This is a genomic window from Micromonospora sp. WMMD708, assembly GCF_049315245.1.
GTDB lineage: Bacteria > Actinomycetota > Actinomycetes > Mycobacteriales > Micromonosporaceae > Micromonospora > Micromonospora wenchangensis.
Genome location: NZ_CP186060.1, coordinates 4,770,435 through 4,796,669 on the forward strand (window position 1 = coordinate 4,770,435; position 26,235 = coordinate 4,796,669).

General features: G+C 74.7%; 27 protein-coding genes and 1 pseudogene. 15 read left to right on the forward strand and 13 right to left on the reverse strand.

Going from position 1 to position 26,235, the window contains the following annotated elements; all coding sequences use genetic code 11:
* Window positions 1-2: 2 nt before the first annotated feature.
* The 6 genes from ACN260_RS20940 to ACN260_RS20965 all read left to right on the forward strand — a co-directional run bounded on the left by ACN260_RS20940 (window position 3) and on the right by ACN260_RS20965 (window position 5,619).
* Window positions 3-968 carry a hypothetical protein gene (locus ACN260_RS20940; protein ID WP_422752684.1) on the forward strand — a complete coding sequence of 322 codons (966 nt, stop codon included), beginning with the start codon at window positions 3-5 and terminating at the stop codon, window positions 966-968.
* A 28-nt stretch (window positions 969-996) separates the two neighbouring features.
* Window positions 997-1,854 carry a spermidine synthase gene (locus tag ACN260_RS20945; protein WP_422752685.1) on the forward strand — a complete coding sequence of 286 codons (858 nt, stop codon included), beginning with the start codon at window positions 997-999 and terminating at the stop codon, window positions 1,852-1,854.
* 82 nt (window positions 1,855-1,936) lie between these two features.
* Window positions 1,937-2,641, forward strand: a complete 705-nt coding sequence (locus tag ACN260_RS20950; RefSeq protein WP_422752686.1) for a sigma-70 family RNA polymerase sigma factor — start codon at window positions 1,937-1,939, stop codon at window positions 2,639-2,641.
* Window positions 2,638-3,420, forward strand: a complete 783-nt coding sequence (locus tag ACN260_RS20955) for an anti-sigma factor family protein (protein WP_422752687.1) — start codon at window positions 2,638-2,640, stop codon at window positions 3,418-3,420. The genes ACN260_RS20950 and ACN260_RS20955 overlap by 4 nt, the downstream gene beginning before the upstream one ends.
* Window positions 3,421-3,627: 207 nt before the next feature.
* Window positions 3,628-4,296 carry a hypothetical protein gene (locus ACN260_RS20960; RefSeq protein ID WP_422752688.1) on the forward strand — a complete coding sequence of 223 codons (669 nt, stop codon included), beginning with the start codon at window positions 3,628-3,630 and terminating at the stop codon, window positions 4,294-4,296.
* Window positions 4,297-4,698: 402 nt separating this feature from the next.
* Window positions 4,699-5,619 (forward strand): DNA-3-methyladenine glycosylase family protein, encoded by a 921-nt coding sequence (locus tag ACN260_RS20965; protein ID WP_422752689.1) that lies wholly within the window; start codon window positions 4,699-4,701, stop codon window positions 5,617-5,619.
* Window positions 5,620-5,890: 271 nt separating this feature from the next.
* Here ACN260_RS20965 and ACN260_RS20970 read toward each other — a convergent pair.
* The 3 genes and pseudogenes from ACN260_RS20970 to ACN260_RS20980 form a co-directional block, all read right to left on the reverse strand.
* A pseudogene (locus ACN260_RS20970) lies at window positions 5,891-6,058 on the reverse strand (DUF1990 family protein); the annotation flags it as partial.
* Window positions 6,059-6,185: 127 nt separating this feature from the next.
* Window positions 6,186-6,608, reverse strand: a complete 423-nt coding sequence (locus tag ACN260_RS20975; RefSeq protein WP_422752690.1) for an SRPBCC family protein — start codon at window positions 6,606-6,608, stop codon at window positions 6,186-6,188.
* 162 nt (window positions 6,609-6,770) lie between these two features.
* Window positions 6,771-6,980: a hypothetical protein gene (locus ACN260_RS20980; protein ID WP_422752691.1), complete on the reverse strand. Its 210-nt coding sequence runs from the start codon at window positions 6,978-6,980 to the stop codon at window positions 6,771-6,773.
* Between the two features lie 135 nt (window positions 6,981-7,115).
* Here ACN260_RS20980 and ACN260_RS20985 point away from each other — a divergent pair, with 135 nt between their 5' ends.
* Entirely contained in the window at window positions 7,116-8,231 is a 1,116-nt protein-coding gene (locus ACN260_RS20985; protein ID WP_422756779.1) for an ATP-dependent DNA ligase, read from the forward strand.
* 32 nt (window positions 8,232-8,263) lie between these two features.
* Entirely contained in the window at window positions 8,264-9,844 is a 1,581-nt protein-coding gene (locus ACN260_RS20990) for an alpha/beta hydrolase (protein ID WP_422752692.1), read from the forward strand.
* A 41-nt stretch (window positions 9,845-9,885) separates the two neighbouring features.
* On the opposite strand, the gene ACN260_RS20995 is transcribed toward ACN260_RS20990, so the two are convergent.
* Window positions 9,886-10,383: a potassium channel family protein gene (locus ACN260_RS20995; RefSeq protein ID WP_422752693.1), complete on the reverse strand. Its 498-nt coding sequence runs from the start codon at window positions 10,381-10,383 to the stop codon at window positions 9,886-9,888.
* Between the two features lie 74 nt (window positions 10,384-10,457).
* Here ACN260_RS20995 and ACN260_RS21000 point away from each other — a divergent pair, with 74 nt between their 5' ends.
* Window positions 10,458-10,910 carry a GNAT family N-acetyltransferase gene (locus tag ACN260_RS21000; protein ID WP_422752694.1) on the forward strand — a complete coding sequence of 151 codons (453 nt, stop codon included), beginning with the start codon at window positions 10,458-10,460 and terminating at the stop codon, window positions 10,908-10,910.
* Window positions 10,911-10,938: 28 nt separating this feature from the next.
* Here the strand turns inward: ACN260_RS21000 and ACN260_RS21005 are convergent, their stop codons facing one another.
* Genes ACN260_RS21005 through ACN260_RS21020 form a run of 4 tightly spaced genes read right to left on the reverse strand, consistent with a single transcriptional unit; the run spans window position 10,939 to window position 18,571 of the window.
* Window positions 10,939-11,655, reverse strand: coding sequence for an ABC transporter ATP-binding protein (locus tag ACN260_RS21005; protein ID WP_422752695.1), 717 nt, complete (start codon window positions 11,653-11,655; stop codon window positions 10,939-10,941).
* Window positions 11,652-12,650: an ABC transporter ATP-binding protein gene (locus ACN260_RS21010; RefSeq protein ID WP_422752696.1), complete on the reverse strand. Its 999-nt coding sequence runs from the start codon at window positions 12,648-12,650 to the stop codon at window positions 11,652-11,654. The genes ACN260_RS21005 and ACN260_RS21010 overlap by 4 nt, the downstream gene beginning before the upstream one ends.
* A gap of 1 nt (window position 12,651) precedes the next feature.
* Window positions 12,652-15,342, reverse strand: coding sequence for an FtsX-like permease family protein (locus ACN260_RS21015; protein ID WP_422752697.1), 2,691 nt, complete (start codon window positions 15,340-15,342; stop codon window positions 12,652-12,654).
* A gap of 43 nt (window positions 15,343-15,385) precedes the next feature.
* Window positions 15,386-18,571 (reverse strand): FtsX-like permease family protein, encoded by a 3,186-nt coding sequence (locus ACN260_RS21020; protein WP_422752698.1) that lies wholly within the window; start codon window positions 18,569-18,571, stop codon window positions 15,386-15,388.
* A 140-nt stretch (window positions 18,572-18,711) separates the two neighbouring features.
* Here ACN260_RS21020 and ACN260_RS21025 point away from each other — a divergent pair, with 140 nt between their 5' ends.
* Window positions 18,712-19,005, forward strand: coding sequence for a hypothetical protein (locus ACN260_RS21025; protein WP_422752699.1), 294 nt, complete (start codon window positions 18,712-18,714; stop codon window positions 19,003-19,005).
* 153 nt (window positions 19,006-19,158) lie between these two features.
* Here the strand turns inward: ACN260_RS21025 and ACN260_RS21030 are convergent, their stop codons facing one another.
* On the reverse strand, window positions 19,159-19,347 hold the full coding sequence (locus ACN260_RS21030) for a hypothetical protein (protein WP_422752700.1): 189 nt from the start codon (window positions 19,345-19,347) through the stop codon (window positions 19,159-19,161).
* A gap of 154 nt (window positions 19,348-19,501) precedes the next feature.
* Between ACN260_RS21030 and ACN260_RS21035 the strand changes: the two genes are divergently transcribed.
* Window positions 19,502-19,834, forward strand: coding sequence for a hypothetical protein (locus ACN260_RS21035; RefSeq protein WP_422752701.1), 333 nt, complete (start codon window positions 19,502-19,504; stop codon window positions 19,832-19,834).
* Here the strand turns inward: ACN260_RS21035 and ACN260_RS21040 are convergent.
* Together ACN260_RS21040 and ligD are read right to left on the reverse strand one after the other, a co-directional pair.
* Window positions 19,827-19,982, reverse strand: coding sequence for a hypothetical protein (locus tag ACN260_RS21040; RefSeq protein WP_402890851.1), 156 nt, complete (start codon window positions 19,980-19,982; stop codon window positions 19,827-19,829). The two genes, ACN260_RS21035 and ACN260_RS21040, sit on opposite strands and share 8 nt — an antisense overlap.
* 343 nt (window positions 19,983-20,325) lie before the next feature.
* Window positions 20,326-21,366, reverse strand: a complete 1,041-nt coding sequence (gene ligD / locus ACN260_RS21045; RefSeq protein ID WP_422752702.1) for a non-homologous end-joining DNA ligase — start codon at window positions 21,364-21,366, stop codon at window positions 20,326-20,328.
* Window positions 21,367-21,413: 47 nt separating this feature from the next.
* On the opposite strand from ligD, the gene msrB reads away from it, so the two are divergent.
* From msrB to ACN260_RS21065, 4 genes are all read left to right on the forward strand, one after another.
* Entirely contained in the window at window positions 21,414-21,824 is a 411-nt protein-coding gene (gene msrB / locus ACN260_RS21050; protein ID WP_422752703.1) for a peptide-methionine (R)-S-oxide reductase MsrB, read from the forward strand.
* Window positions 21,825-21,928: 104 nt separating this feature from the next.
* The gene (locus ACN260_RS21055; protein WP_088645482.1) at window positions 21,929-22,186 is read left to right on the forward strand and encodes a Prokaryotic metallothionein; all 258 of its coding nucleotides are present in this window, start codon (window positions 21,929-21,931) and stop codon (window positions 22,184-22,186) included.
* 137 nt (window positions 22,187-22,323) lie between these two features.
* On the forward strand, window positions 22,324-22,788 hold the full coding sequence (locus ACN260_RS21060) for a GNAT family N-acetyltransferase (RefSeq protein WP_422752704.1): 465 nt from the start codon (window positions 22,324-22,326) through the stop codon (window positions 22,786-22,788).
* Window positions 22,789-22,907: 119 nt separating this feature from the next.
* Window positions 22,908-24,023 (forward strand): lytic polysaccharide monooxygenase auxiliary activity family 9 protein, encoded by a 1,116-nt coding sequence (locus tag ACN260_RS21065; RefSeq protein WP_422752705.1) that lies wholly within the window; start codon window positions 22,908-22,910, stop codon window positions 24,021-24,023.
* 89 nt (window positions 24,024-24,112) lie between these two features.
* Here ACN260_RS21065 and hemQ read toward each other — a convergent pair whose 3' ends face one another.
* Both hemQ and hemG read right to left on the reverse strand, forming a co-directional pair.
* Complete coding sequence (gene hemQ, locus ACN260_RS21070; RefSeq protein WP_422752706.1) at window positions 24,113-24,826, reverse strand: hydrogen peroxide-dependent heme synthase; 714 nt, start codon at window positions 24,824-24,826, stop codon at window positions 24,113-24,115.
* Window positions 24,823-26,235 carry a protoporphyrinogen oxidase gene (gene hemG / locus ACN260_RS21075; protein WP_422752707.1) on the reverse strand — a complete coding sequence of 471 codons (1,413 nt, stop codon included), beginning with the start codon at window positions 26,233-26,235 and terminating at the stop codon, window positions 24,823-24,825. The genes hemQ and hemG overlap by 4 nt, the downstream gene beginning before the upstream one ends.

Genomic DNA, 26,235 nt, shown 5'->3' on the forward strand with positions numbered 1-26,235 from the left:
ACGTGACCGGGCCGCAGCTGTTCGTGGACGCCTGGGACCCGTCCTACGGGGCGTCGTTCGAGGCGACCCCGGGCGGGCCGGTCGCGCCGAGCAGCACCCAGGTCGACACCGACGTGGAGCTGCCGGCGGTGGACTGGCGGGCGATCGGCCCCCGCTCCGGGGTGACCGCCCCGGACGTGGTGCTGCTCGTCGACGGGGTGCGCCGGATCGACGCCAGCGTGTGGACGGCCGAGGAGGACGGTGCGTCGTACCCGGGGATCGCCGCCTCGTACGCGGCCGGGGTGGTCCGTTGCGACCTGGAGCGCGGCGCGGCGGAGCTGGCCGGTGCGCGGGTGGGGCGGGGACTGTTCACGGCGAGCCCGTCGGCACAGGAGGTGACCTGCGGGCAGGTGCGTTACCCGGTGCACCGGGTCGGCGGCACCGGTGAGCTGAGCAAGCTGCCGGCGGCGGTGCAGGCCCCGCTGACCGCCCTGGAGGTGGCCGTGTCCGACGCGGCCCGCACCGACGGGGACCTGCTGGTGGTGGACGGCCCGCTGCGGGCCCGCCGGCAGTTGCCGCGCACCCTGGGCTACATCAAGACGCAGCACAGCCAGTATCTCGACGCCCGGCTCACCGCCGTGGTCACCGGGCTGGGCTCCGGCCAGCGGTCCCCGGTGTTCCGGCTGGGCACCGCCTGGGGCGGCTGGTCGTGGTACCTGCGGCTGCCGGTGGCGGTGGGTGCGCCCTGGGCCGGGATCGTCCGGTTGGAGTGCTCGCCGGATCTCGAACCGCAGGATGCGATCGCGCTGGCCGACCTGTCGCTGGTCACCCTGCCCCGGTTCGCGTCCTCGCCGTACAAGGACCCGCGCGCGCCGCAGAACCTGGTACCGATCGCCGGGTTGGAGCGACGGCTGCGCGGAATGCTGGGCGACGCGCGGCTGCTGCACCGGGCACTGACCATGGCCAGCCGTAGCGGCGGGAGCCGCTGATGGCCAGCCGCAGCGGCGGGAGCCGCTGATGGGCCGCCGTCGGGGTGACGACCGGATCGTGGTGGACGTGGCCACCGGCCGGGCGGAGCTGGTGCCGGACCAGGACCGGCCGCGCTCGTGGACGCTGCTGCTCGACGACGCGCCGCAGTCGCATGTGGACCTGGCCGACCCGACGCACCTGGAGTTCGAGTACGTCCGGCGGCTCGGCGCGGCGCTGGACCTGGTCGCCGCGCCGGGTGCCCCGCTGCGGGTGCTGCACCTGGGCGGCGGCGCGCTGACCCTGCCCCGGTACGTCCAGGCGACCCGGCCCGGGTCGACGCAGCGGGTGGCCGAGGTGGACGGCGCGCTGGTGGACCTGGTCCGGCGGGAGCTGCCCTGGCCGGCCGACCCGAGGCTGAAGGTGCGCGTCGCCGACGCCCGCGCCACGCTGGAGTCCAGCCGCGACGCCTCGTACGACGTGGTGGTCGCCGACGTCTTCGCCGGTGCGCGCACCCCGGCCCACCTGACCAGCGCGGAGTACGCCGCACAGGTGGCCCGGGTGCTCGCGCCGGCCGGCTGGTATCTGGCCAACCTGGCCGACGGGCCGCCGTTGCGGCACACCCGCGCCCAGGTGGCCACGGTCCGTCAGGTGCTGCCCCGGGCCGCCCTGGTCGGCGATGCGGCGGTACTGCGCGGGCGGCGGCACGGCAACCTGGTGCTGGTGGCCGGGCGGGTCGAGCCGCCGGTGCCGGAGCTGACCCGACGCGCGGCCGGGGACTGGTTCCCGGGGCGGGTGCTGGCCGGCGCCGAGCTGGACCGGTTCGTCGCCGGTGCCGCCGTGGTCACCGACGCGGACGCCACCGACTCGCTGCCGCCGCCGCCCGGAATTTTTTCGGTCCGCCGTTGATCCGCTGGGAAGAGCGGTCCGTATCAACGGTCGGCGCCCTCCCCGTGGGCCCGCTGATGTCGGTGGACAGCAGGAGGTCTGCATGAGTGCGGTCGCGGCCGGCTTGCACGGTGAACTGGCCAGGCCAGGGTGGATGTTCGCCCGGGCCCAGCCGCAGTCGCGTGCGTCGAGGTCCAGTCGGGGGGTCGACGCCGGTCCCACCGATCGCCAGAATGGCCCGGTGACCCCGCGATCGACGCCCGGGCGGCACCAGGCCCCGGCGACGACCTCCGAGGCGAGCCACTCCGACCAACTGGTCCGGCTGCTCTACGCCGAGCACGCCGGCCCGCTGCTGATGTTCGTGATGCGGTTGACCGGCGGTGACCGGCAACGCGCCGAGGACATCGTGCAGGAGACGCTGCTGCGGGCCTGGCGCAACGCGCACCGGCTCGGCGTGCAGGGGCAGGGTTCGCTACGGCCCTGGCTGGTCACGGTGGCCCGGCGGATCGCCATCGACGAGCACCGCAGCGAGCAGGCCCGCCCGCCCGAGACGTACGACCGGGACCTGACGGCGTTCGCCGAGGCGGACAGCACCGACCGGGTGCTGCGCACCATGACGGTGGCGGATGCACTGCGTACGCTGAGTCAGTCGCACCGGGAGATCCTGGTGGCGACGTACTTCCGCGGGCGGACGGTGCCGGAGGCGGCCGAGGAGTTGGGCCTGCCGCTGGGCACCGCCAAGTCGCGGGTCTACTACGCGCTGCGCGCGCTGCGCACGGCCCTACAGGAGAGGGGGGTGACGGAATGAGCCGGGCAGACCACATGGATGTCGCCGCGTACGCGCTCGGCGTCCTGGACGTACAGGACACCGAACGGTTCGAGGAACACCTCGCCACCTGCTGGGCCTGCGCCGCCGAGTTGGAGACGATGGTCCCGGTGGTGGGGCTGCTTTCCGACATCGACGGCGAGACGATGATGGCGATGGAGCAGACCGCGACGGATCCGCGGCTGCTGGACCGTACCCTGTCGGCGGTCCGGACCCACCGGCGCAAGGCCCGGTTCCGGCAGGTGCTGACGATGGCCGCCGCGGTGGTGGCGGTCGGCGCGCTCAGCGGCGTCGGGGTCGCCACCTTCGGCGGTACGGTCGGCGGTGGCAACACGGTGGTCGCCGAGCCGAGCCGGTCCACGCCGGTGGACGGTCCGGCGAGCCCGCAGCCGACCCGGTCGGGTCCGGCGGTGGGTGGCACCGAGATCGAGGGCGACCAGTTCGACGCCACCGACGGCAGCACCGGTGTGAAGACCACGATGTGGCTGGACAGCAAGGAGTACGGCACCTGGATCGGGTTCAACCTGACCCGGTTGCCCGGCCCGCGCACCTGTCGGCTGGTGGTGGTCCGCAAGAACGACACCACCGAGGTGGTCTCCACCTGGGCGGTGCCGGGGACGGGTTACGGCACCACGGCCAACCCGCAGGATCTCCAGTTGGAGGCATCCACCTCGGCGCCGCGCGGTGAGATCGCGAAGTTGCAGGTGCAGTCGGTGGACGCCAACGGCGTGGCGAGCCCGCTGGTCACCGTCGTGCCCTGAGACACCTTCCGTCGGAAACGGCGTCGGCCCACTGCGGGCCGACGCCGTTTCGGCTTTCCGGGCGCAGGGGTGCCTCTGCTCGCGCACACGTACGGCCGGCCGGAACGGTTCAACGACTGCCATGTGAAATGGCCCACTGTCGATCGTTCAACCTTGACAGTGGACGCTCCGTACTACTCGGTGAACCGCCAAGAATGAGGAGGGCACGTGGCAAAGATCAAGCGGACGACCGTCATCGTCGCGAGCGCGGTGGTCGCACTTACGGCCTGCGCTCCCGCGGGCTACGACGGAGCGAACTCCAGCGTCGCCGAGCCGGTCGCCGTCGCCGCGGCCGAACCCACCGCGTCGGTCGAGCCGGACACCTCGGCTTCTCCCGGCCCCTCCGGCGCCCCCGCCGCCGACCAGGCGCCGCCGCCGGCCAACGTCCAGCTGACCGACGAACTCGTCGGCAAGAAGATCGCCCGGATGGGCCAGGTCGTGGTGGACCAGGAGGGCTTCATCCTCTACCGCTTCGACAAGGACTCCGACGACCCGCCGTCGTCGAACTGCGTCGACAAGTGCGCGCAGGTCTGGCCGCCCGCGCTGACCGACGGCAACCCGCAGTTGCAGGGCGTCTCCGACGACAAGGTCGGCACCGTCACCCGCCAGGACGGCACCCGTCAGATCACCATCGGCGGCTGGCCGGTCTACCGCTACATCGGTGACAAGAAGCCGGGCCAGTGGAAGGGTCAGGGCGTCGGTGGCACCTGGTTCGTGGTCGACCCGAACGGCAAGAAGAACCTGACCTGCCTGCCCACCGGCACCCCGAAGGCGGTCGCCCCGCCGGCGGCCGGCGACTCGGGCGGCTCCAGCAGCGGCGGGGACTACACCTACTGATCCTGCGTCAGCCGGGACCCGGTGGCCGGTCGCAGCCGGGGAGGGCGCGACCGGCCACCGTCACGGATCAGGACCGTCGACGCACCGGCAGCGTCGGACGGTCCGGGCCGCGACGCCGGCCCCTGGTCGGGCCGGCGTCGCGGTGACCCACCCGCCGGCCCCTCCCCACCAGACCCCCGGAACGGGCCAGGGCGGTGGACGCGCCACACGCCAGCGGGCGCGCGCCACCGAAGGTCCCCCCAACCCCGCACCCACGGCCGCTCGGGCGGCCGGTCCGCTCCGGGATGGAGACACCGCCGACGCGCAGGGCGTCGGCGGTGTCGTCCGTTTCCGCACCGGTCACCCTCCCCGGCGGTACGGGGCGGGGCCGTCCACCCTCGGTGACCGTGGCACAGTGACGGGGTGACCTGGGACGAGCCGGCGGCACGCCGGGTGCTGCGACCGCCGGCCGACTACCGGCTCACCGCGTCGGTCCGGGCCCTGACCTTCAGCCCGTACGACCCGTGCGCGCGGATCGTCGCCGGCACCCTCTGGTGGGCCACCCGCACCCCCGCCGGCCCGGCCACCCTGACCCTGCGCCCCGAGGCGGGCGACCTGCTGGCCGAGGGCCACGGACCGGGCGCCGACTGGGTGGTCGACCACGCCGACGCCATCGCCGGCCTACGCGACGACCTGACCGGGTTCGCCGAACTGGCCGCCGCCCACCCGCTGGTGGCCGAGTTGGCCGCCCGGCACCGGGGGCTGCGGATGCCCGCCACCGGGCAGGTCTTCCCCCGGGTGCTGCGCGCCGTGTTCGAACAGAAGGTCACCGGCACGGAGGCGTACCGGGCGTACGCGGCGACCGTGCGGCACTTCGCCGAGCCCGCGCCGGGGCCGTTCCAGCCACTGCTGCTGCCGCCCGACGCGGCGAGGGTGGCGGCGGCCCCGTACTGGGTGTTCCACCCGTTCGGCGTGGAGCAGCGCCGGGCCGAGACGCTGCGCCGGGCCGCCGCCCTGGCCGACCGGCTGGAACGCTGCGTCGACAGCGCCGAGGCGACCCGGCGGCTCACCGCCATCCCCGGCATCGGCCCGTGGACCGCGGCCGAGGTGGTCCGGGTCGCCTACGGCGATCCGGACGCGGTCAGCGTCGGCGACTACCACGTGCCGAACACGGTGGCCTGGGCGCTGGCCGGTGAGGCACGCGGCGACGATGCCCGGATGCTCGACCTGCTCGCCCCGTTCCGCGGCCACCGGGGGAGGGTCTGCCTGCTGCTGGCCGCCGCCGGCATCCAGGCACCCCGGTTCGGCCCCCGGATGCCGATCCGCTCCTTCGCCCGCTTCTGACCCGCCCGGTGTGGGGCGGTGAGGCTATGTCGCCGAGGTAGCGGCATCGGAGCGGGCGGATACCGCTGTTTCGGCCCCGTCGCGTTGGCCACGAGTCCGGCGACCGGAGCGGCCGTGCCGGGTGGGGCCGGTCAGCGGACGAGGCGGCGCAGGGTGTGGGCCAGCCAGCGGGCGTACCCGTGCTGGACGGCGCGACCGGCGGGCCCGGCGGCGGACCCACCCCGAGCCCCGGGGTGACCCGGACGCCGGGCGCGGCCCGCGCCGCGTCGGTGCGCATCCGCACCCCGGCCGCCCGGTGCAGCCGCCAGCTCGACACGGCCTCGGCGGCGACCGGGAAGCTGCCGGGCGGCAGCGCGCACCGGTGCCGCAGGTGGTGGTAGCCCGTCGGCAGCGACCCGCCCCGGGTCGCCCCCACCTCGGGGTACGTCAACTCGGACACCGCGCCTCCCCCAGGGTCGCCCCCAGCCTAGGGCCGGTTCCGCCGCCCGGCGACCCGACCGGGGCGGAACCCGACCGGCGGCGCGACGGGTGGTGGGTACCCGACCGGCGGTGGCGCTCGGCCGGGGTCAGCCGGCTTCGCAGCGCCGCCGGAGCCCCTCGGCCTCCAACCGCAGGTAGCGGCGCACCAGCCGGCCGCCCAGCCAACCGACCGGCCCGGCGAGCGGACCGGTGAGTTCCAGGGCCAGTTCCACCCGGACCCGGCCGTCGGGCAGCGCGACGATCCGGTGTTCGCCCCGGCTGCGTACCCCCGGGGTGGTCGATTCCCAGACGAAGCAGCGCGGCGGGTCGATCTCGGTGACCCGCCAGGACGTCGGACGGAGTCGGGGCTGCTCCAGCCGGGCGGTGGACCCGAGGACCAGCGGCCCGGCCTCGCCCCGGCGGGCGGTCCGGACCGAGGCGGTCCATTCCGGCCACCGTTCGATGTCGGTCTGCACCGCCCACACCGTGTCGATGTCCGCGTCGATCTCGGTCGCCGTCTCGAACCGCATGCCGCCTCCGTGGTTGCACCGCCGGCACCCGTCTGCCGCCCGCTTCCCCGACGAGCGTGCCGCAACGGTCGTGACCGGGCCACCCTCCGGTCGCCCTCCCGACGGTGCGCGGTAGCTCCGGCCGGATGCGGGGTTGGGCGCGGCCCCGGCCGGGCGTGGGGCTCAGCCGGCCTCGCGCAGGTCGGCCAGGTCGAGCGGGGTGTGCCGGTGGAGCAGGTCGGTCAGCTCGGCGACGGTGCCCGCCTCGCCGAGCACGTTCTTGCCGCCGCCGAACCGGTCCGGGTAGCGGTGCACCAGCCGGTAGCGGTGCCGGCCCCGGACCAGCTCGACGGTGACCCGCCAGCGCCCACAGCAACCACACCGCCACTCCACCCGGCGAGGCTAGCTCCGGGCCGGGTGGACGCGATCCGTATCCGCGGGGACGGACGGTACGGGCGGGGACACGCCGGACCGGCACCGACGGTGATCCGCCTCACCACTGTCGGTGGTGTCTGGTTGACTGTCGCCGTGGACCTGCCGATCAACCCCCCGGTCGAGCCGATGTTGGCCAAGAGCGTGGCGCGCCTGCCCACCGATCCCGGCCTGACCTACGAGCCCAAGTGGGACGGCTTCCGCTGCATCGTCTTCCGCGACGGCGACGAGGTCGAGCTGGCCAGCCGGGGCGGCAAGTCGATGACCCGCTACTTTCCCGAGGTGGTGGCGCAGGTCCGGGCGCAGTTGCCCACCCGGTGCGCGGTCGACGGCGAGCTGATCGTGATCCGGCGCGACGGTCCGGGCGGTCAGCCCCGGCTCGACTTCGAGCAGCTCGCCCAGCGGATCCATCCGGCCGCCTCCCGGGTGGCCCTGCTCGCCGAGACGACCCCGGCCGACTTCGTCGCCTTCGACCTGCTCGCCCTCGACGACGAACTGCTGGTCGACGACCCCTACCCGGCCCGGCGGGAACGCCTGGTGCGGGCGCTGGCCGGGGTCCGGCCACCGGTGCACGTCACCCAGGTCACCACCGACCCGGAGGTCGCCCGGCGCTGGTTCGAGGTGTTCGAGGGCGCCGGCCTGGACGGGTTGATCGTCAAGCCGGCCGACCTGCCCTACCAGCCGGGCAAGCGGCTGATGGCCAAGGTCAAGCACGCCCGGACGGCCGACGTGGTGGTGGCCGGGTTCCGCTGGCACAAGTCGGGACCGGTGGTCGGCTCGCTACTGCTCGGCCTCTACGACGACGCCGGGGTGCTGCACCACGTCGGGGTGAGCGCCTCGTTCACCATGGCCCGCCGGCAGGAGCTGCTCGACGAGCTCGCCCCCTACCGGGAGGATGTCGACGCCCACCCGTGGGTGCACGGCGACCACGAGCGCGGCCAGCGCATCCCGGGCGGGGTCAGCCGGTGGACGGGCGGCAAGAACCTCGACTGGGTGCCGCTGCGGCCCGAACTGGTGATGGAGGTCGGCTACGACGCGATGGAGGGCGACCGGTTCCGGCACACCGCCCGGTTCGTCCGCTGGCGGCCCGACCGCGATCCCCGGTCCTGCCGCTACGACCAGCTCGACCGTCCGGTGCGCTTCGACGTCGACCAGGTGCTCCGGGGTGATCCGGCGGCGACCGTGCCGCCGGCCGCCGACGCCCCGGCGTAGCCTGACTGCTACCCGATCATGGAGGTCCGCCGGTGACCAGCACCGCCCGCCGCAACCGCCGGTTCCGGCTCGCCCTGGCCGGATTCGTCGCGGGCGCGCTGCTCGTCACCGGGTGCACCATGCCGGCGTTCGCCCCGCGCACCGAGGACCCGTCGGCGGCGGAAGCCGGCACCGGGCCCACCTGGCGGGCCTGCCCCGAGGTCGCGCAGGAGCTGGTCGGCCGGGGCGCCCCGGGCATGCGCTACGAGTGCGCCCGGATCGCCGTGCCGCGTAACTGGGGCACCGGCACCGGGGCGACCGCCGGGCCGGGCAGCGGCGAGACCTTCGAGATCGCGCTGCTGCGGGCCCGCTCCTCGAAACAACGGGACCGGATCGGCTCCCTGGTGATCAACCCGGGCGGGCCGGGCGGGTCCGGCGTGGACACCGCCGTCTACCTGTCGTTCGGGCCGTCGTTCGGGGGGCTGCCCACGGCGGTGACCGACCGGTTCGACATCGTCGGCTTCGACCCGCGCGGGGTGTCCCGGTCCAGCCCGGTCAAGTGCATCTCCGACGCCGACCTCGACGCCAGCTTCGGCTACGACCCCGACCCCCGCAGCCAGCAGTCCTTCGACGCCTACCAGGCGCTCAACCGGCGGATCGGCCGGGGCTGCGGCGACCGGTACGGCGACCAGCTCCCGCTCTACGGCACCGAGCAGGCCGCCCGGGACATGGACGCGGTCCGGGCCGCCGTCGGCGACGACAAGCTCACCTACCTCGGCTACTCCTACGGCACCCTGCTCGGGGCGACCTACGCCCAGCTCTACCCGCAGCGGGTCCGGGCGCTGGTGCTCGACGGCGCGGTCGACCCCCGGCAGCAACTGGTGGCCGGTTCGGAGAGCCAGGCCCGGGGTTTCGAGCGGGCGTTCGACAACTTCGACAGGTGGTGCGCGGCGAACGCCGGCCGCTGCCCGATCGCCCCGGACGCCCGGGGCGCGGTCACCGCGGCGATCGACAAGGCGAAGGTCTCCCCGGTACGCGGTGCCGACGGGCGGGAGGCCACCTCCGGATGGGTCTTCTACGCGGTGATCTCCTCGCTCTACACCGAGTCGGGCTGGGAGGAACTGGCCCGCGCGATCGACCGCCTCGACGAGGGCGACCCGACCGACGTGTTCAAGCTCGCCGACTCGTACGCCGGGCGGGGCGAGGACGGGCACTACTCCAACCTCTTCGACGCCAACCTGGCGGTGAACTGCGCCGACGAGACCGAGAAGCCCAGCGTCGACCAGATCCGCCGGTTGCAGTCCGAGTGGCGGCAGAAGTATCCGCTGTTCGGGCCGGCCCTGGCGGTGGGCATGTTCGGTTGTGTCGAGTGGCCGGGCGGGCGGGACCCGTACCCGACCGGCCGGGCCGACGGTGCCCCGCCGATCGTGGTGGTGGGCACCACCGGTGACCCGGCCACCCCGTACGAGCAGACCGCCCGGCTGGCCGACATGCTGGGGGTCGGGCGGGTGCTCACCTGGGAGGGCGAGGGGCACACCGCCTACCCGCAGACCTCCTGCATCACCGAGGCGGTGGACGCCTACCTGATCTCGCTCACCGTGCCCCGGGAGGGGCTGCGCTGCCCCGCCCGCTGACCGGCGACGGCAGGCCCCCGGCGGGTCAGGCGGGCTGCGGCTCAGCGGCGGTTGCGGCGTCCGCGCAGCCGTTGCCGGACGAGGGTCGCGTGGTCCGGTGGGGCCGGCGGCGGTGGCAACTCCGGCAACGTGATGCCCTGTCGGGCGGCCAACTCCTCCAGCAGGGCCCGCATCCGCCGCACGTCGTTCTTCAACTCCTCCTGCTCGACGTGCTCGAACGCGTCGTCGTCGACGATGAGCCGACTGGCGAAGTGCGCGGTGATCAGAGGGATGACCAGCAGCACCATGGTGGAGATCAGCAACGCGGCGAGGGCCCGCCCCGGCCAGGTGGTCGGCGAGATGTCGCCGTACCCGACGGTGGAGGCGGTGACCACCGCCCACCAGACGGCGTCGGCGGCGCTGCGGTGCTCCACCTCGCCGTAGATCACCCCGGCCACCACGATCATCAGCAGGTACGAGGTGATCAGCGTCCGGGGCGAGTTGGCGAAGTACACCAGGCCCCGGTAGACCCACCGGAACGGCAGCAGCAACGGCTCCATGTCGCATCATGCTGCACCCCGTCCGCCACCTCCGCCCGTCGATCGACCAGGGTCGCTGTGGCAGGCTGCCCGGCGTGACCGAGGTGACCCTGCGCGAGGCGGTCCGGGCCGACCTGCCCGCCATCCTGACCCTGCTCGCCGACGACGTGCTCGGCAGCACGCGCGAGCACCACACGGTGGACGAGGCGTACGAGCGGGCCTTCGCCGACATCACCGCCGACCCGCGCAACCAGCAGGTGGTGGCCGAACGCGACGGGGAGGTGGTCGGCTGCTTCCAGCTCACCTACATCCCGGGGCTGGGCCGGCACGGCGCGCAACGGGCGCTGGTCGAGGCGGTCCGGGTCCGCGCCGACCTGCGCGGGCAGGGGGTGGGCGAGGCGATGATGACCTGGGCGATCGACCGGGCCCGCGAGCGGGGCTGCGGACTGGTGCAGCTCACCACCGACAAGTCCCGCACCGACGCACACCGGTTCTACCGACGCCTCGGCTTCGTCGCCAGCCACGAGGGCATGAAACTCACTCTCTGACAGCCCGGGGGCGGGTCAGCCGGCCGGCTCAGTCGTCGGCCAGGCGGCCGTCGCGCAGGGTCAGCGTCCGGTCGGCCACCTCGATCAGCGCCGGGTCGTGGGTGGCGACCAGCGCGGTCATCCCCCGGGCGTGCACCACCGCGCGGAGCAGGTCCATGATCGCCCGGCCGGTCTCGGAGTCGAGCTGGCCGGTCGGCTCGTCGGCGATCAGCAGGTCGGGTTCGTTGGCCAGGGCGCGGGCCACCGCGACCCGCTGCTGCTGCCCGCCGGACAGCTCGTACGGGCGCTGTCGGGCGTGCGCGCCCAGACCCACCAGTTCCAGCAGCACCGCCACCCGCTGTTCGCGCTGTGCCGCCGGGACCCGGGCCAGTCGCAGCGGCACCCCGACGTTCTCCGCCGCCGACAGGATCGGCACCAGCCCGAAGGTCTGGAACACGAAACCGACGGTGCCCCGGCGCAGCCGCAGCAGCTCGGCCTCACCGGCGGCGGTGACGTCGTGTCCGGCCACCCGCACCCGGCCGGCGTCCGGTCGGTCCAACCCGCCGATGAGGTTGAGCAGGGTGGTCTTGCCGGCACCGGAACGCCCCCGCACCGCCACCAGTTCGCCCCGGGCGGCGGTGAACGAGACCTCCCGGACGGCGTGCACGGCGTGCCGCCCCCGGCCGAACGTCCGGCTCACCTGCTCGACCCGGACCACCTCGTCGGTGACCGGGTCGGCGGCCCGGACGGAGACCTGCTCGCTCATGCGTCACTCCCGTTCTGCTGCGGCGTCCGGTCGCCGGGGCGGACCTGCACGTGGTCCGGGGCGAGGTCGAGGCGGACCCGGTCGCGCAGGGCCAGGGCCTCCACGAACGGCGCCGGGAGCTGCATCCGGCCGGTGCGGTCCAGCACCGCGTACTCCTCGCTGACCAGTTCGGTGCTGCCGTCGACGCCGACGCGGGCGGTGCGGCGTACCTCGGAGGCGGTCCGGCCGTCGCGGATCGCGACGGTGCGGCGGACCTGGTCGGCGACGGCGTGGTCGTGGGTGACCACCACCACGGTCACCCCCAGTTCGGCGTTGATGGTGCGCAGCGCCGCGAAGACCTCCGCGCCGGTCGCCTCGTCCAGCTCACCGGTCGGCTCGTCGGCGAAGAGCACCTCCGGGTCGTTGGCGACCGCCACCGCCACCGCGCAGCGCTGCTGTTCGCCGCCGCTGAGCTGGCCGGGTCGCCGGTCCGCGCAGTACCCCACCCCGACCAGTTCCAGTAGTTCGTCGGCGCGCCGGCGGCGGGCCCGTGCGCCACCGCCGCGCCGGGCCAGCCGCATCGGCAGTTCCACGTTCTCCCGCGCGGTCAGGTACGGCAGCAGGTTCCGGCCGGTCTGCTGCCAGACGAACCCGACGGTGCGTCGCCGGTAGGCCAACCGGCGGCGGGCCGACATCGACAGCAGGTCGTATTCGGCGACCCGGGCGATGCCGGCGGTCGGCGTGTCCAGCCCGGAGAGAATGTTGAGCAGGGTCGACTTGCCCGAGCCGGAGGCCCCGACGACCGCCACCAGCTCACCCCGGTCGATCACCAGGTCGAGACCCTGGAGGGCGACCACCTCGACCCCCTCGGTCTTGAAGATCCGGACCAGCCCGTCGCAGACGATGTGCCCGCGCAGCCGGTCCTGCCCGCCGGCCCGTTCGGCCGCCCGCTGCGCCGCCCGGCGTTGCAGGTCGGCCAGGTCCGGGACGACGGGGTCCGGGACGGTCGTGGTCATCTCAGCTCTCCTCTCCGAGCCGGAGCACCTCACCGAGGCGCATCCGGCGGTTGTTCAGGGCCTCCACCGCCAGGGCGAAGCCCAGCGCGACCGTGCCGAGCCCGACCGTGGCGGCGACCGGACCGGGGGCGATACCCACCCGCACCGGCGTGCCGCTGGTGAACGCGGCGAGACCGAGCAGCGGGGTGAGCAGCAGCGGCAGCAGCACCCCGACCAGCGCGCCGGTCAGCACCGACACCCCGACCAGCGGGGCCAGTTCCACCAGCAGCAGCCCCCGCCACTGCCGGCGGGACAGCCCGAGGGTGCGCAGCCGGGACAGCACCTCGCCCCGGGCGCGGGCCCCGGCCAGCACGGTGAAGGCGACCGCGAGCAGCGCCAGCACCCCACCGGTCACCGCACCGGCGGTGAACCCGAACGCCAGCAGCCCGTTCGCGCCGCCGCCGCCCAGCCGCAGCCGGGTCTGTGACCAGGTCTCCACCGCGACGCCCCGGGGCCGCTCCCGGCCGGTGACCGCGCCGCCGGTCTGGTAGCGCCGCTGACCCTCGTCCCCGGCCTGGCGCAGCGCCCCGGCGTCGAGCCGGTCGCCGGCCACCAGGAACCCGGTGGGCACCGGCGGGCTGTCCCGCCGGGGCAGCGCCTGCCAGGGCAGCACCACGTACCGGCTGGTGTTCGGCCGGACCAGCGGGAAGTCGGCGACGGTGCCGGCGGGGGTGAACTCGTACCGCTGGCCCTGCACCGTGATGAAGGCGGACCGCAGGCCGGCATCGGCGAGGTCGGCGGCGACGGCCGGGGAGACCACCGCCGGCAGCGGGCCGTCGCCCGGCCGGGCGTCGCGCAGCGGGCCGGGCACCGGAACGTCCCGGCCGGCGGCGGACGCCGTGCGGGCCAGGCCGGGGCCGTCGACCAGCAGCACGCTGGTGTCGCGCAACCGGGCGTCGGTGCCGAGGGCGTCGGTGGCCAGGCGTTGCGCCGACTCGTCGACCAGCCCGGTGGCGGCCCGTACCCCGGGCAACCGTTGCAGCGCCGGCCCGGTGTCGGGGGCGAGCCGGTCGCCCCGGATCAGCGCGTCCGCCGGCACCGCCCGGGTGGCGACGTCGTCGCGGGTGTCCTCGATGCCGGTGGCGACCACCGCGCAGAACGCGGCGGTGGCGACCGCGAGCACCACCACGACCAGCGGGGTGGCCGCCGCCGCCCGGCCGGCGCGGGCCGTGCCCAGGAAGGCGACACTTCCCCGGGTACGCGCGGCGAGCCGCCCGGCCAGCCGCACCGGCCACGGGTACAGCCGCAGCGCCAGCACCGACGCCGCGACCGCGACCAGCGCCGGCACCGACACCAGCAGCGGATCCACCGTGCCGGGGGTGAGGCCGCGCCGCCGCAGCAGCAGCACCGCCAGCCCGGCCAGCAGCACCAGCGCGGCCTCGGTGGTGGCCCGCCGGGCGGACGGCCGCAGCCGGCCCAGGTCCCGCCGCCCGACCACCCCGGACGGTACGGCCAGCGTCGCCACCGGCAGCGCCAGGGTGACCAGGACTGTCGCGCCGACGGCGAGCGGCCCGGTGCCGCCGGGCGCGCCGGGCAGCAGGCCACCGAGCAGCCAGCCGAGCCCGGCGGCGGGCGGGACGACCAGCAGCGACTCGGCGAGGCTGCGCCGCAGTCCGGTGGTGGCCCCGCCGCCCCGGGCGCGGATCAGCACGAACTCGGCGCGGCGGCGGCGTACGGCCAGCGCGGCGGCCAGCACGACCAGCCCGGCCAGCGTCGCCAGCACCCCGGCGGCGATGACGGCGAGCACGGTACGCGCGGAGGTGACCGCCCGGCTGAACTCGCGCAGCGGCACGTCGACGCCCTGGGTCAACTCGGCGTCGGTGGCGGTGCTGGCCCGCGCCAGCCGTTGCACCCCGTCGACGAGCTGGTCGATGCGTCGCACGTCGATGCCGTCCGCGCCGAGCCGGTAGCGCCAGGTGAAGGAGACCGGCCGTCCCTGCCCGGCCAGCCGGTCCAGGGCGGCGACGGCGACCGTCCCGACCAGGATGAACGGTTGACCGTCGCCCTCCGGCTCGCCGACCTGGAGCACCGACGGCAGGGCGTCCCAGCTTCCGTCGGCGGGGTCGACGGGGCGGAACAGGCCGACCACGGTCAGCGGGGTGGACGGGTGTTGCGGGTCGGGGGCGGCGAGCCGGAGCCGGCTGCCGACGCGCAGCCCGAACCGGCCGGCGACGTCGGCGGCGAGGGCGACCTGCACCGGGGCGTCGTCGTCGGGCGGGACGACCGGCCAGCGTCCCTGCACCAGGGTGCCGGTCGTCTCGATGCCGGGGGTGGCACGCAGGCCCAGCTCCACCAGGTAGTTGCCCCGGGCCAGGTCGGGGCCGGTAACCAGGTCGCCGGGGGTCTGCGCGGCGTACCAGCGGTGCGCCACGGCGGCGCGCACGTCGGCGGGCATCCGCTGCTGGAACGTGTCGAGGTCGGCGGCCCGGCTGCTGGCCGGTGGCGCGCCGACGACGGGACGGGTGGTCCAGGTCAGGTCGCGGCGGGCGCCGGGCTCGGCGGCGAGGTGTTCCCGCAGCCCCTGGTCGGCCAGCCGGTTGGCCACCCTCGGCACCCCGGCGACCAGCAGTGCGATCACCAGGGTCAGCGCGGCCAGCAGCAGGAACTGCCCGCTGTGGGCGCGTACCCGACGGATCACGACGCCGATGTTCATCGCTGGTCCTCCCCGTGGTGCAGCGGTCCGGTCGTCGGGGTCCTCACCGGTCTCCCCCGGTGCGCAGCCGGGCGGCGGCGACCCGCTGCCGCAGCCCGGCGGCCATCGCCGCGCTGCCGGCCAGCGCGGCCAGCAGCAGCCCCGCCACGGTCCACCCGATCGGGGCCCAGGCCAGGGCGAACGTCGGTGCGGGCACGGGTCGCCCGGCGGCCGGGGTGAGGATCACCAGGGGTGCCATGGTGGCCCCGACGACCGCGCCGAGCAGCAGGCCGACCCCGACGCCGATCCCGGCCAGGAAGGTCTGTTCGGCGAGCAGCGCGCGGGCCAGCAGCCGGGGGGACGCGCCGAGGGTGTGCAGCACCGAGAACTCGCCGAGCCGGTGCCGGGCGGTGGCCCACACGTCGACCACCAGGCCGACCAGGGCGAGCAGCACCGAGCCGAGGGCGGCGGCCAGCAACCCGGTCCGGGCCCCCTGCCAGTACGGGTCGTCGGCGGCCACGGCGGCGGCCTGCCGGCGGTCCAGCAGGGTCGTCCCGGGCAGCGCGGCGGCGGCCCGGGTCGCCTCGGCGTGGGCGCCGGCGTCGGTCCGCAGCCACCACTCGGGTACCGGCCGGACGGTGCCCGAGTTGCGGATCAGCCAGTCGGTGGCGGCGGGCAGGTCGAGCAGCACCCCGTCGCCGGCGGTGGCGGGCAGCGCGGTCACCTCCCCGACCAGGCGTACCGGCAGGGAGACCCCGGACAGGGTCAGCTGCACGGTCTCCCCGGGCCGGACGTTGAGCGCGGCCCGCACGGCCGGGGTCATCACGGCCGGTACGGCGGTATCCGGGCCGTCCGGAACCACCGCGAAGCGGGACGCGGGCTGGTAGGCGTACCGGCCGCCGTCGAGGAACCCGACGGGGTGGGTGGCGGTCAGTCCGGCGTCGTCGGCGGTGGCGGTGCTGTTCCCGGTGGACTCGGCGGCGGCCACCCGCCACCGGCCGGTGGGGGTGAGCGTGGTGGACCGGGCATCCGGGCCGACGGTGCGCAGGTCACGCACCTGGAGCGCGTACGCGGTGCCGGCGACGTCCCCGCCGTCGGCCTCGAATCCGGCCAGCCGCAGTCCCGCGACGGCAGGCAGGTCGACCCGGAACCCGACGGTCCGCCCGTCGCTGCCGGTGCTCGCCACGGGCAGCCGGTAGGCGAGCCCGTCGGCCCGGGTGAGCAGCATCGACACGGCGATCCGGTGCGGGGTGACGGCCTGGTCGACGGGGGTACGCACGGTGCCGGTGAGGCTGCGGGCGTCGGCCGGCAGCGGCAGCCCGAGGGCCGGCCCCCGGGCGGCGGTCAGCCGTGCGAACAGTTCCCGCGCGGGCCGGTCGGCGAGCCGGTCGCTGAGCTTGGCGACCTCGGCGGCCTGGGCGGTGTCCAGGCCGAGGACGGTGGCCTGCCGGTCGTCCCGGCCGACCCGGACGTCGTCGCGCCAGGCCGGCAGCGCCCGGTCGACGCCGGGCAGGGCGGCGAGCGCGGCGGCCCGGTCGAGGGGGGCGACGCCGGTGCGTTCGACCAGCCGCAGGTCTGCGCCGACACGGTGGTCGGCCTGGTCGACCTGGGACCGTTCCCCGGTGGCGACGAGCGACCAGGCCAGCGTGCTGCCGCCGACGGCGAGGGCGAGCAGCAGCACCGGCCCGGCGTGTGGCCGCCGCCCGGCCTGCCACATGCCGAAGATGGTCGCGGTCCACGGTCGCCTGTCGACGAACCGTTCGGCGAACCGGGTGGCCGGCGGGATCAGCCGCAACGCCACCACCGCCCCGGCCAGCACCCCCAGCGTCGGCGCGGCCACCAGCAGCGGGTCGACGCCGAGGTCGTTGCCGGCGCCGGCCAGCGGTGAGGAGTAACGGCGCAGTTGCACCCAGGCGAGGACGGCGAAGGCGACCAGGGCCAGGTCGAGTCCGGCCCGGCTGACGGTGGTGACCCGGTCGGGGCGGGACCGGGCGGCCAGGTCGGCCACGTAGGTGCCCGCGCCGCGCAGGGTGGGGGCGACCATCGCGACGAGGCAGCCGGCGGCGGTGGCCAGGGCCGCCGCCCAGACCCACCGGCCACCGCCGACGGCACCGCCGAGGTCGACCGGACCGTCGGCGGCGACCCGGCGCAGCGCCCCACCGGCGAGCAGGGGCCCGAGCAGGGCGGCGGGGACGACCACCAGGGTCGCCTCCCGGGCGGCCAGGCCGGCGAGTTGCCGGCGGGCCGCGCCCCGGGCCCGCAGCAGGGCGGTCTGGGCGCGCCGGTCCTCGTGCAGCAGGGCGGCGATCAGCACGAGCGCGTACCCGCCGAGGACGACGATCAGCAGCAGCGGGGTGGCCAGGGCCGAGCGGCCGGCCAGATCGGCCCGGCTGATCCGGTCGATGAGCCGGTCGAGGGTGGTCACCGCCTGGGCCGACGAGCCGAGTCCGGCCTCCTCGGGCACCCCGGTCGCGGCGGTGGCGACGGCCCGGCGCAGCGCCGGCAGCCGGTCCGCCCCGACGGCGGTCAGGTCGGGCGCGATCACCCAGGCGGCGGAGACCGAGCCGGGGAAGGTGGCCGCGAAGTCGGCCGGGTCGAGCACGAACGGCCCGTGCGTGGCGTCGCCGTCCGCGTCGGTGCCCAGTCCGGGGGCGAGCCGCCAGTACGGGTCGGCCGGGTCGCGGGGCCGCCAGGTGCCGGAGAGCACCACCTCGGTACGCCGGTCGGCACTGCGGTCGCGCATCGGCACCCGGTCGCCGGTCCGCAGGCCCAGCGCACCGGCGACCTTCTCGGGCAGGGTGGCCTGGAGCGGGCCGGCCCCGGCGGTCGGCCAGTCGCCGTCGACGAGGTCGGCGTGCGCGGCCAGGTCGTCCAGGGTGGCCAGGGTGGCGAAGACCGGTTCCTTTCCGGTCCGGATGCCCGGGGCGAGGATGCCGGTGAGTTCCCGTCCGGTGCCGTAGCGGGCGGCGGAGACCCGGATCGGGGTGCCCTTGAGGGCGGTGGCGAAGCCGTCCCGGACGGCCCGGTCGCGGGTGGCGTACTCGGTGCGGTCGCGGCCACCGGAGCCGCTGACCAGCAGGCTGCGTTCCTCGACGGGCGCGGCGGTGATCAGGGCGCGCTGCCCGGCGTCGACGGCCCGCCGGTTGTAGTCGGCCAGCCCGGTGACCAGTGCGATCGCGACCACCGCAGCGGCGACCGCCGCGAGCAGCAGTCCCCGCGCCTCGCGGGCCCGCCTCCACACCAGCTTCATCCGTTGCCTCCCCGTGGCCCGGGGTCGGGCCGACGGAGAGCAAGAGGGGTGACCCGGCGGGAAAGGTTCGCAGCCGTTACTTGATCGTTACCCTGGCCAGCGGGTTGGCCCGCAGTCGTGGATCTGGTGTGATCGGCGGCATGGAAACCGCGCTGATGTTGTCGACGCTCGCCCTCGTGCTGGCGCTGGTGATGCAGTTCCCGCTGCGCAGTCGCCGCGACGACGTGTCGTTCCGGCTGGTGGAGATCGAGCGGCGCCAGCGGCTGATCATGGAGCACCTGGGCGTCGTGGACCGGGGCCCGGCCCTGCCCGGGGTGCGGGAGCACCTGGCCCGGGGCGACAAGATCAGGGCGATCAAGGCGTACCGGGAGGCGACCGGCGTGGACCTGCGCACCGCCAAGGAGGCGGTCGAGGCGATCGCCGCCGGCCGCTGACCCCGAGATCCACCCGGTTGGGCCGATGTTGCGCGGCCACACCGACCACCGCCCCGATGATCAACTCAGGTGGGCCGATGTTGCGCGGTCACGGCGGCTGCATACCGCAACATCAGCGACATTGAGATGATCATCCCAGTCGGCCGACCGGGATCAGCCCGTCGTCAACTCCGGCCGGTGCTCGCGGATCCACGCCTCGACGTCGGCCTTGCGCCACACCTTGCCCATCGCCAGCACCGCCACGGGTTCCGGGAAGTTCCGCTGGTTGGCGATCACGGACGCGCGCTGCCGGGAGACGTTCCCGAGCATCGTCCTGATCTCCGACACGCCGACGAGGTCCACGAGTTGACAATGACAGCATGCACCGTTCTCGACGTCGACAACTACGGAGACTATTGACGCAGGCAACGGACAGGGTCACGATGATGGCGTGACCCTGTCGAACGTTTCGCCTGTTCATGATCGGCAGCGGCGGCCCGTGGGTGGGCATCCGCCGATGCGTCCGCTGTGGCGCTGCCGGACGTGCGCCGCACCCTGGCCGTGCCAACCCGCCCGCCTGCTCCTGACCAGGGAGTACCGACGGGACCGGGTGGCGCTGTCGATCTACATGTCCAGCCAGTTGTTCGAGGCCACCGCCGACCTGGTGCGGCTCGATCCGCACCCGGCCCCGTCCCCGGCGGAACTGTTCGACCGTTTCCTCGCCTGGACGGCCCGACCATCCACCCGGCCCGCGAACACCCCCGCACCGGTCGACGGGTGCCGGCCCGGGGACGCGACCCCGGAACCGCATGCGGATCGCCCGGCCGACCGCCTGCCGGAAACTATCTGACGAGCAGGGTCAGCAGTCCGGTGAGAGCGACGAGGACCGCGGCCACCCCGGTGAGCACGGCCGGTAGGAGCTTGAGATATTCGAGGATCACGGAATGCCGGCCCGGCACCCCGCCGATCCGCTGCGTTCTTCTCGTCGTGGCCGCCATGGTGATTCCCCTGTCCGGTGCCCGCGTCCGGTCGGATGAATCGGAGCCGCTGACCGGAGAACCGGCCCTCGCCGCCGACCGGCAGCCGACCGGACACTCAGCATCGAGGGCATAAGCCCTGTTCACAGGAGTGCAGCCGACGTCCGCGCATCCTACCTTTCATATTCGACCGTAGGCGTGTCGACCAGTCGAGCGCAATCATCAGTACCGGAAAGAGTACGGAGGAATGCCATTTTCACGCGTGGGAGTGGCATGCCGCGCAACTGATTTCGGATTACCGGCGGGCACCCCGTACCCCCGCCGCCGTCGGTATTCCGAATTCCGCCGGTGGCGTGGTCGACTGTCAGGCGGTGGCGTCGTCGACCGGGTGCTTCGCCCGGCTCGGCTGCACCCGTTTCGGTTCGCCGGGCATCTTCGGATGGTCGGGTGGATAGGGCAGGTCGCCCAGGCCCTGCCCGGCGTCCCGCTCGGCCCAGTCGAGCAGGGGCGTGATGTCGGCGGGGTCGTCGTCGATGCCCGCGTGCGGGTCGCCCCGCTCGGCCAACCGGACCGGAACCGTCCGCAGGTCGAAATCGTCGGGATCGACGTCGGGCAGCTCGTCCCAGGTGACCGGGGTGGAGACGGTGGCCCGCGCGGTGGCCCGCAGCGAGTACGCGCAGGCGATGGTGCGGTCCCGGGCCATCTGGTTGTAGTCGACGAAGACCCGCTGCCCGCGTTCCTCCTTCCACCAGGCGGTGGTGACCAGGTCGGGACGACGCCGTTCCAGCTCCCGGGCCAGCGCGATGGTGGCCCGGCGCACCTCGGTGAACGTCCAACGCGGGGCGATGCGCAGGTAGACGTGCAGCCCCCGGCCGCCGGAGGTCTTCGGCCAGCCGGTGACGCCCAACTCGGTGAGGATGCCCCGCAGCTCGGCGGCGGCCGTCGCCGCGTCGGCGAAGTCGGTGCCGGGCTGCGGATCGAGATCCACCCGCAGTTCGTCGGGGTGGTCGACGGCGGCGGCCCGGACCGGCCAGGGATGGAACACCACCGTGCCCATCTGCGCGGCCCAGGCGACGTGGGCGAGGTCGGTCGGGCGCAGCTCGTCGGCCCCCCGGCCGCTGGGGAAGGTGATGCCGACCGTCCGCACCCACGGCGGCACCCCCCGGGTGGGCACCCGCTTGGAGAAGAACGCCTCCCCCGCGATGCCGTCGGGGAAGCGTTGCAGGGTGGTCGGCCGGTCGACCAGAGCACGCATGATGCCCTCGCCCACCGCGACGTAGTAGTGGAAGACGTCGGCCTTGGTGAAGCCGCGCTCCGGGAAGATCACCCGATCCGGGCTGCTCAGCCGGACGCTGCGCCCGGCCACCTCGACCTCGGTCGCCGTCGTCTTCCCGCTGCCCGCCATGGCGCGACCATATGCGATGCCCCCGACATCCGACGTACGGTTGGCGGGTGAGTCTTGACGAGAGCGAACTGCCCCGCACCGAGGACGAGTGGCGGGTCCGGCTGACCCCGGAGGAGTTCCGGGTGCTGCGCGAGGCCGGCACCGAACGCCCCTTCACCGGCGAGTACGTCGACACGAAGACCCCCGGCGTCTACCACTGCCGGGCCTGCGGGCTGGAGTTGTTCTCCAGTGACACCAAGTTCGACTCGCACTGCGGCTGGCCGAGCTTCGACGACGCCATCCCGGGCCGGGTCAAGGAGATCCAGGACCGCAGCCTCGGCATGGTCCGCACCGAGATCCGCTGCGCCCGCTGCGACAGCCACCTGGGGCACGTCTTCCACGGCGAGGGTTTCACCCCGAAGGACACCCGGCACTGCGTGAACTCGGTCTCGATCCGGCTGGAGCCGACGCAGAGCTGACCCCGACACGCCGTCCAACCCGACCGAATTCAGGGCATTTGCCTCCTTTAGCTGTTCCCGCGAGGCACGCTTGGGGAAGATGTCCGATTCGGGGGGTACGACAGATGGCTACCTGCGAGGTCTGCGGCAACGACTACTGGATGGCGTTCGAAGTGCGCACGGTCAGCGGTGACGTGCACACCTTCGACTCCTTCGAGTGCGCGGCGCACAAGCTCGCGCCGATCTGCGAGCACTGCCAGGTGAAGATCATCGGGCACGGGGTGGAGGTCGGCGGCCGGTTCTTCTGCTGCGCGCACTGCGCCCGCGCGGTGGAGGCCCTGGGCGCCGAGATCCGCGACGCGGTCGGCGCCCGCCCGGCCTGACCCACCCTCCCCCGATGCCTCCGGCGCGGCATGTCGGGCGGCGCGGCGGCGGACCCGCCCTGCCGCCCCGCAGGGCAGCGCGGCCGACCGACCGGCGACCCCGCAGGGCGGCAGGGCGGGCCGCCTACCATCGCGGGATGGAACCGCAGACTCTCGACGTCCACGTCGCCCCGTTCGCCGAACTGGACACCCGTACCTTCCACGACCTGCTGCGGTTGCGGATCGACGTGTTCGTGGTGGAACAGCACTGCCCGTACCCGGAGCTGGACGGGCGGGACGTCGAGCCCGGCACCCGGCACCTCTGGCTGGCCCACGACGGCGTCGTGCGGGCCTACCTGCGGCTGCTCGCCGACCCGGGCGGGGTGGTGCGGATCGGCCGGGTGGTGGTGGCCCCGGCGGCCCGGGGCGGTGGGCTCGCCGGCCGGCTGATGACCGAGGCGTTGCGGCTGGCCGGCGACCGGCCGTGCGTGCTGGAGGCGCAGGCCCACCTGGCCGGTTTCTACGCCGGGCACGGCTTCACGGTGACCGGCCCGGAGTACGTCGAGGACGGCATCCCCCACCTGCCGATGCGCCGGAGCGGGGCAGACGGCGCGAAATATTGACGGACACCGCTTTCCTATGCAAGCCTGCGGGGGCAGTGGGAGCCGCACAGCAGGCACGGGAGGGGCAACTCCCGGCCGTCCGGGCGTCGATCGATAGACCCCTTCACCTCGGAGGCTCCATGTCCACCGTCCTACGCAGACGACCCACCGCGCTCGCGGGGTCGCTGCTCACCATCGGCGCGGTCATCGCGCTGCTGCTCACCACCGCCCTGGCCAACTCGGCGTCCGCGCACGGCGCGGTGGTGAACCCGGGGTTCCGCGCCTACAGCTGCTGGGAGCGCTGGGGTGCCGAGTTCCAGAACCCGCGCATGGCCACCGAGGACCCGATGTGCTGGCAGGCCTGGCAGGCCGACCCGCAGGCCATGTGGAACTGGAACGGCCTGTTCCGCGAGGGGGTCGCCGGTAACCACCAGGGCGCCATCCCGAACGGCCAGCTGTGCAGCGGCGGACGCACCCAGAACGGCCGCTACAACGCCCTGGACACCGTGGGGGCGTGGAAGACCACGTCGGTGGCGAACAGCTTCCGGCTGAAGTTCTTCGACCAGGCCAGCCACGGCGCCGACTACATCCGGGTGTACGTCACCAAGCAGGGTTTCAACGCGCTGACCACGCCACTGGGCTGGAGCAACCTGGAACTGGCCGGGCAGATCGGCAACACCCCGGCCTCCCAGTGGGACCGGGACACCGGCGGCGTGTCGATCCAGATCCCGGTGAACGCGCCGGGTCGTACCGGCCGGCACATCGTCTACACCGTGTGGCAGGCCAGCCACCTGGACCAGTCGTACTACCTGTGCAGTGACGTGGACTTCGGTGGCGGCACCAACCCGACCACCCCGCCGCCCACCACGGCCCCGCCGACCACCCCACCGCCCACCACCGCGCCGCCCACCACCCCGCCGCCGACCACGGCTCCGCCGACCACCCCGCCGGCGACCGGTGGCTGCACCGCGACCTACCGGGTGACCTCCACCTGGAACGGTGGGTTCCAGGGTGAGGTGGACGTGACCGCCGGCACCTCGGCGATCAAGGGCTGGACGGTGAACTGGACGTACTCCGGGGGCCAGCAGGTCAGCCAGGCGTGGAACGCCACGCTGACCAGCAGCGGGTCTGCGGTGACCGCCCGCAACGTCAACTACAACGGCGCGTTGGCCGCCGGCGGGAAGACCACCTTCGGTTTCCTCGCCTCGGGCACCAGCGGCGCCAGCCCGACCCCGGTCTGCACCGCGACCCTCTGACCGGTCCCGACCCCACACGGACGTGGTGGCCTCCCGTCACGCGGAGGCCACCACGTCCGTGGTCGGGCACGAGCCGGCCCGGCGGGCGGTCAGACCAGGCAGTTGACGATGTCGGCGACCGAGCGACGCCGGCCGGTGTAGAACGGGACCTCCTCGCGGACGTGCCGCCGGGCCCCGGAGGCCCGCAGGTCCCGCATCAGGTCGACGATCCGGTGCAACTCGTCGGCCTCGAAGGCGAGCATCCACTCGTAGTCGCCGAGGGCGAACGAGGCGACCGTGTTGGCCCGGACGTCCGGGTAACCGCGCGCCATCCTCCCGTGCTCGGCCAGCAGCTCCCGCCGCTCGGCGTCCGGCAGCAGGTACCACTCGTAGGACCTGACGAACGGGTAGACGCACAGGTACGGCCGGGGCTCCTCGTCGGCGAGGAACGCCGGGATGTGGCTCTTGTTGAACTCCGCCGGCCGGTGCAGCGCCAACTGCGACCACACCGGGGTCAACGCCCGCCCCAGGGTGGTGCGGCGCAACCGCAGGTAGGCGTCCTGGAGGGCGTCGCTGGACGACGAGTGCCACCAGATCATCACGTCCGCGTCGGCGCGCAGCCCGGCCACGTCGTACATGCCCCGGACCACGACGTCCTTGCCGGCCAGCTCCTCGAAGAGCGACTCCACCTCGCCGGTGACGTTCTCCCGCAGCGCCGGCAGCCCACCGGTGGCCCGGTACACCGACCACATGGTGTAGCGCACGGTGGCGTTGAGTTCCCTGATCCGGGCCGCGTTGGACTGCTCGGTGCTCTGCTCGGTCATGGACCCGATCCTCCCAGTGCTTCGATGATCTCGTCGGCCGCGCTCTCGCCGGAACGGACGCAGACCGGGATGCCGACCCCGTCGAAACCCGCGCCGGCCACCGCCAGGGTGGGGTGCGACGCGCGCAGCGCCGCCCGGACGGCGGCCACCCGCCCGGTGTGCCCGGGGGCGTACTGGGGCAACGCACCGCCCCAGCGCTGCACGTGACCGGCGACCGGCGTGGGCAGCGCCACCCCGAGCACCCGGGTCAGCTCCCGGTGCACGGTGGCGAGCAGGTCGTCGTCGGTGACCTGGAGCGAGGCCTCCTCGCCGTAGCGACCCACGGAGGCGCGGACCAGGGCCAACCCGTCCGGCGCGGCCAGGTGGCCCCACTTGGTGGTGAAGAAGGTGGACGCCTTGATCAGCAGTCCCTCGGTCGCCGGCACCAGGAAGCCGGAGAGCCGGGGCAACGCCGGCGCGGGCAGCGCCAGGGTGACCAGCGCGACGCTGGCGTAGTCCAGCCCGCCGACGGTCGCCGCCTGCGCCGGGGCGAACCCGGCGAGCAGCCGGGCGGTGGGCCGGGCCGGCACGGTGATCAGCACCGCGTCCGCCTCGACCGACTCCGGGTCGCGGGTCGGGCCGACGGTCAGCCGCCAGCCGTCGCCGACCGGGGTCAACTCACGGACCGCCGCGTTGCGGCGGATCGTCGCGCCGCTGGCCGTGGCCGCCGCCTCGACCAGGGTGCTGAGCCCGCCGGCCAGGGTGCCGAAGACCGGTGCGCCGGGCGCACGCGGCGCGGCGGCCTGCGCGGCCCGGACCGCGCCGACCAGGGTGTGTTCCACCCGCGCCGCGCGGGCCAGCGCCGGCATGGTGGTGACCAGGGACAGGTCGTCGGCCCGGCCGGCGTAGACGCCGCCGAGCATCGGGTCGACCAGCCGCTGCACCACCTGCTCGCCGAACCGGGCCCGGACCAGCGCGCCGACCGAGACGTCCTGGTCGGCGTCGAGCAGCGGCCGGCCGCCGTCGCGGTCGGCGTCCGGGGTGGGCTCGGCGACCGTCGCCACCGCCGCCAGGTCCCCGGGTACGCCGACCAGCGTGCCGCCCGGGACCGGACGCAGCCCGCCGTCGACGACGAGCGCGGCCTGCCCGACGGTGGGGTGCACGATCCGCCCGGCCAGGCCGAGCCGGCGGGCCAGGGCCACCGCGGCGGACTCGCCCCCGGCCGGGTCCCGCATCAGGAACGACTCCGCGCCGAACTCCACCGTACGGCCGGCCAGCTCACCGGTGCGCAGCTTGCCACCGAGCGCGCCGGACTGCTCGTACACGGTGATCCCGGTGTCGGCGGGGGCGCGGTCGCGCAGCCGGACCGCGGCGGCCAGGCCGGTGATCCCGCCACCGACCACCGCCACCCGCCACGGCCGTGCCCGCAC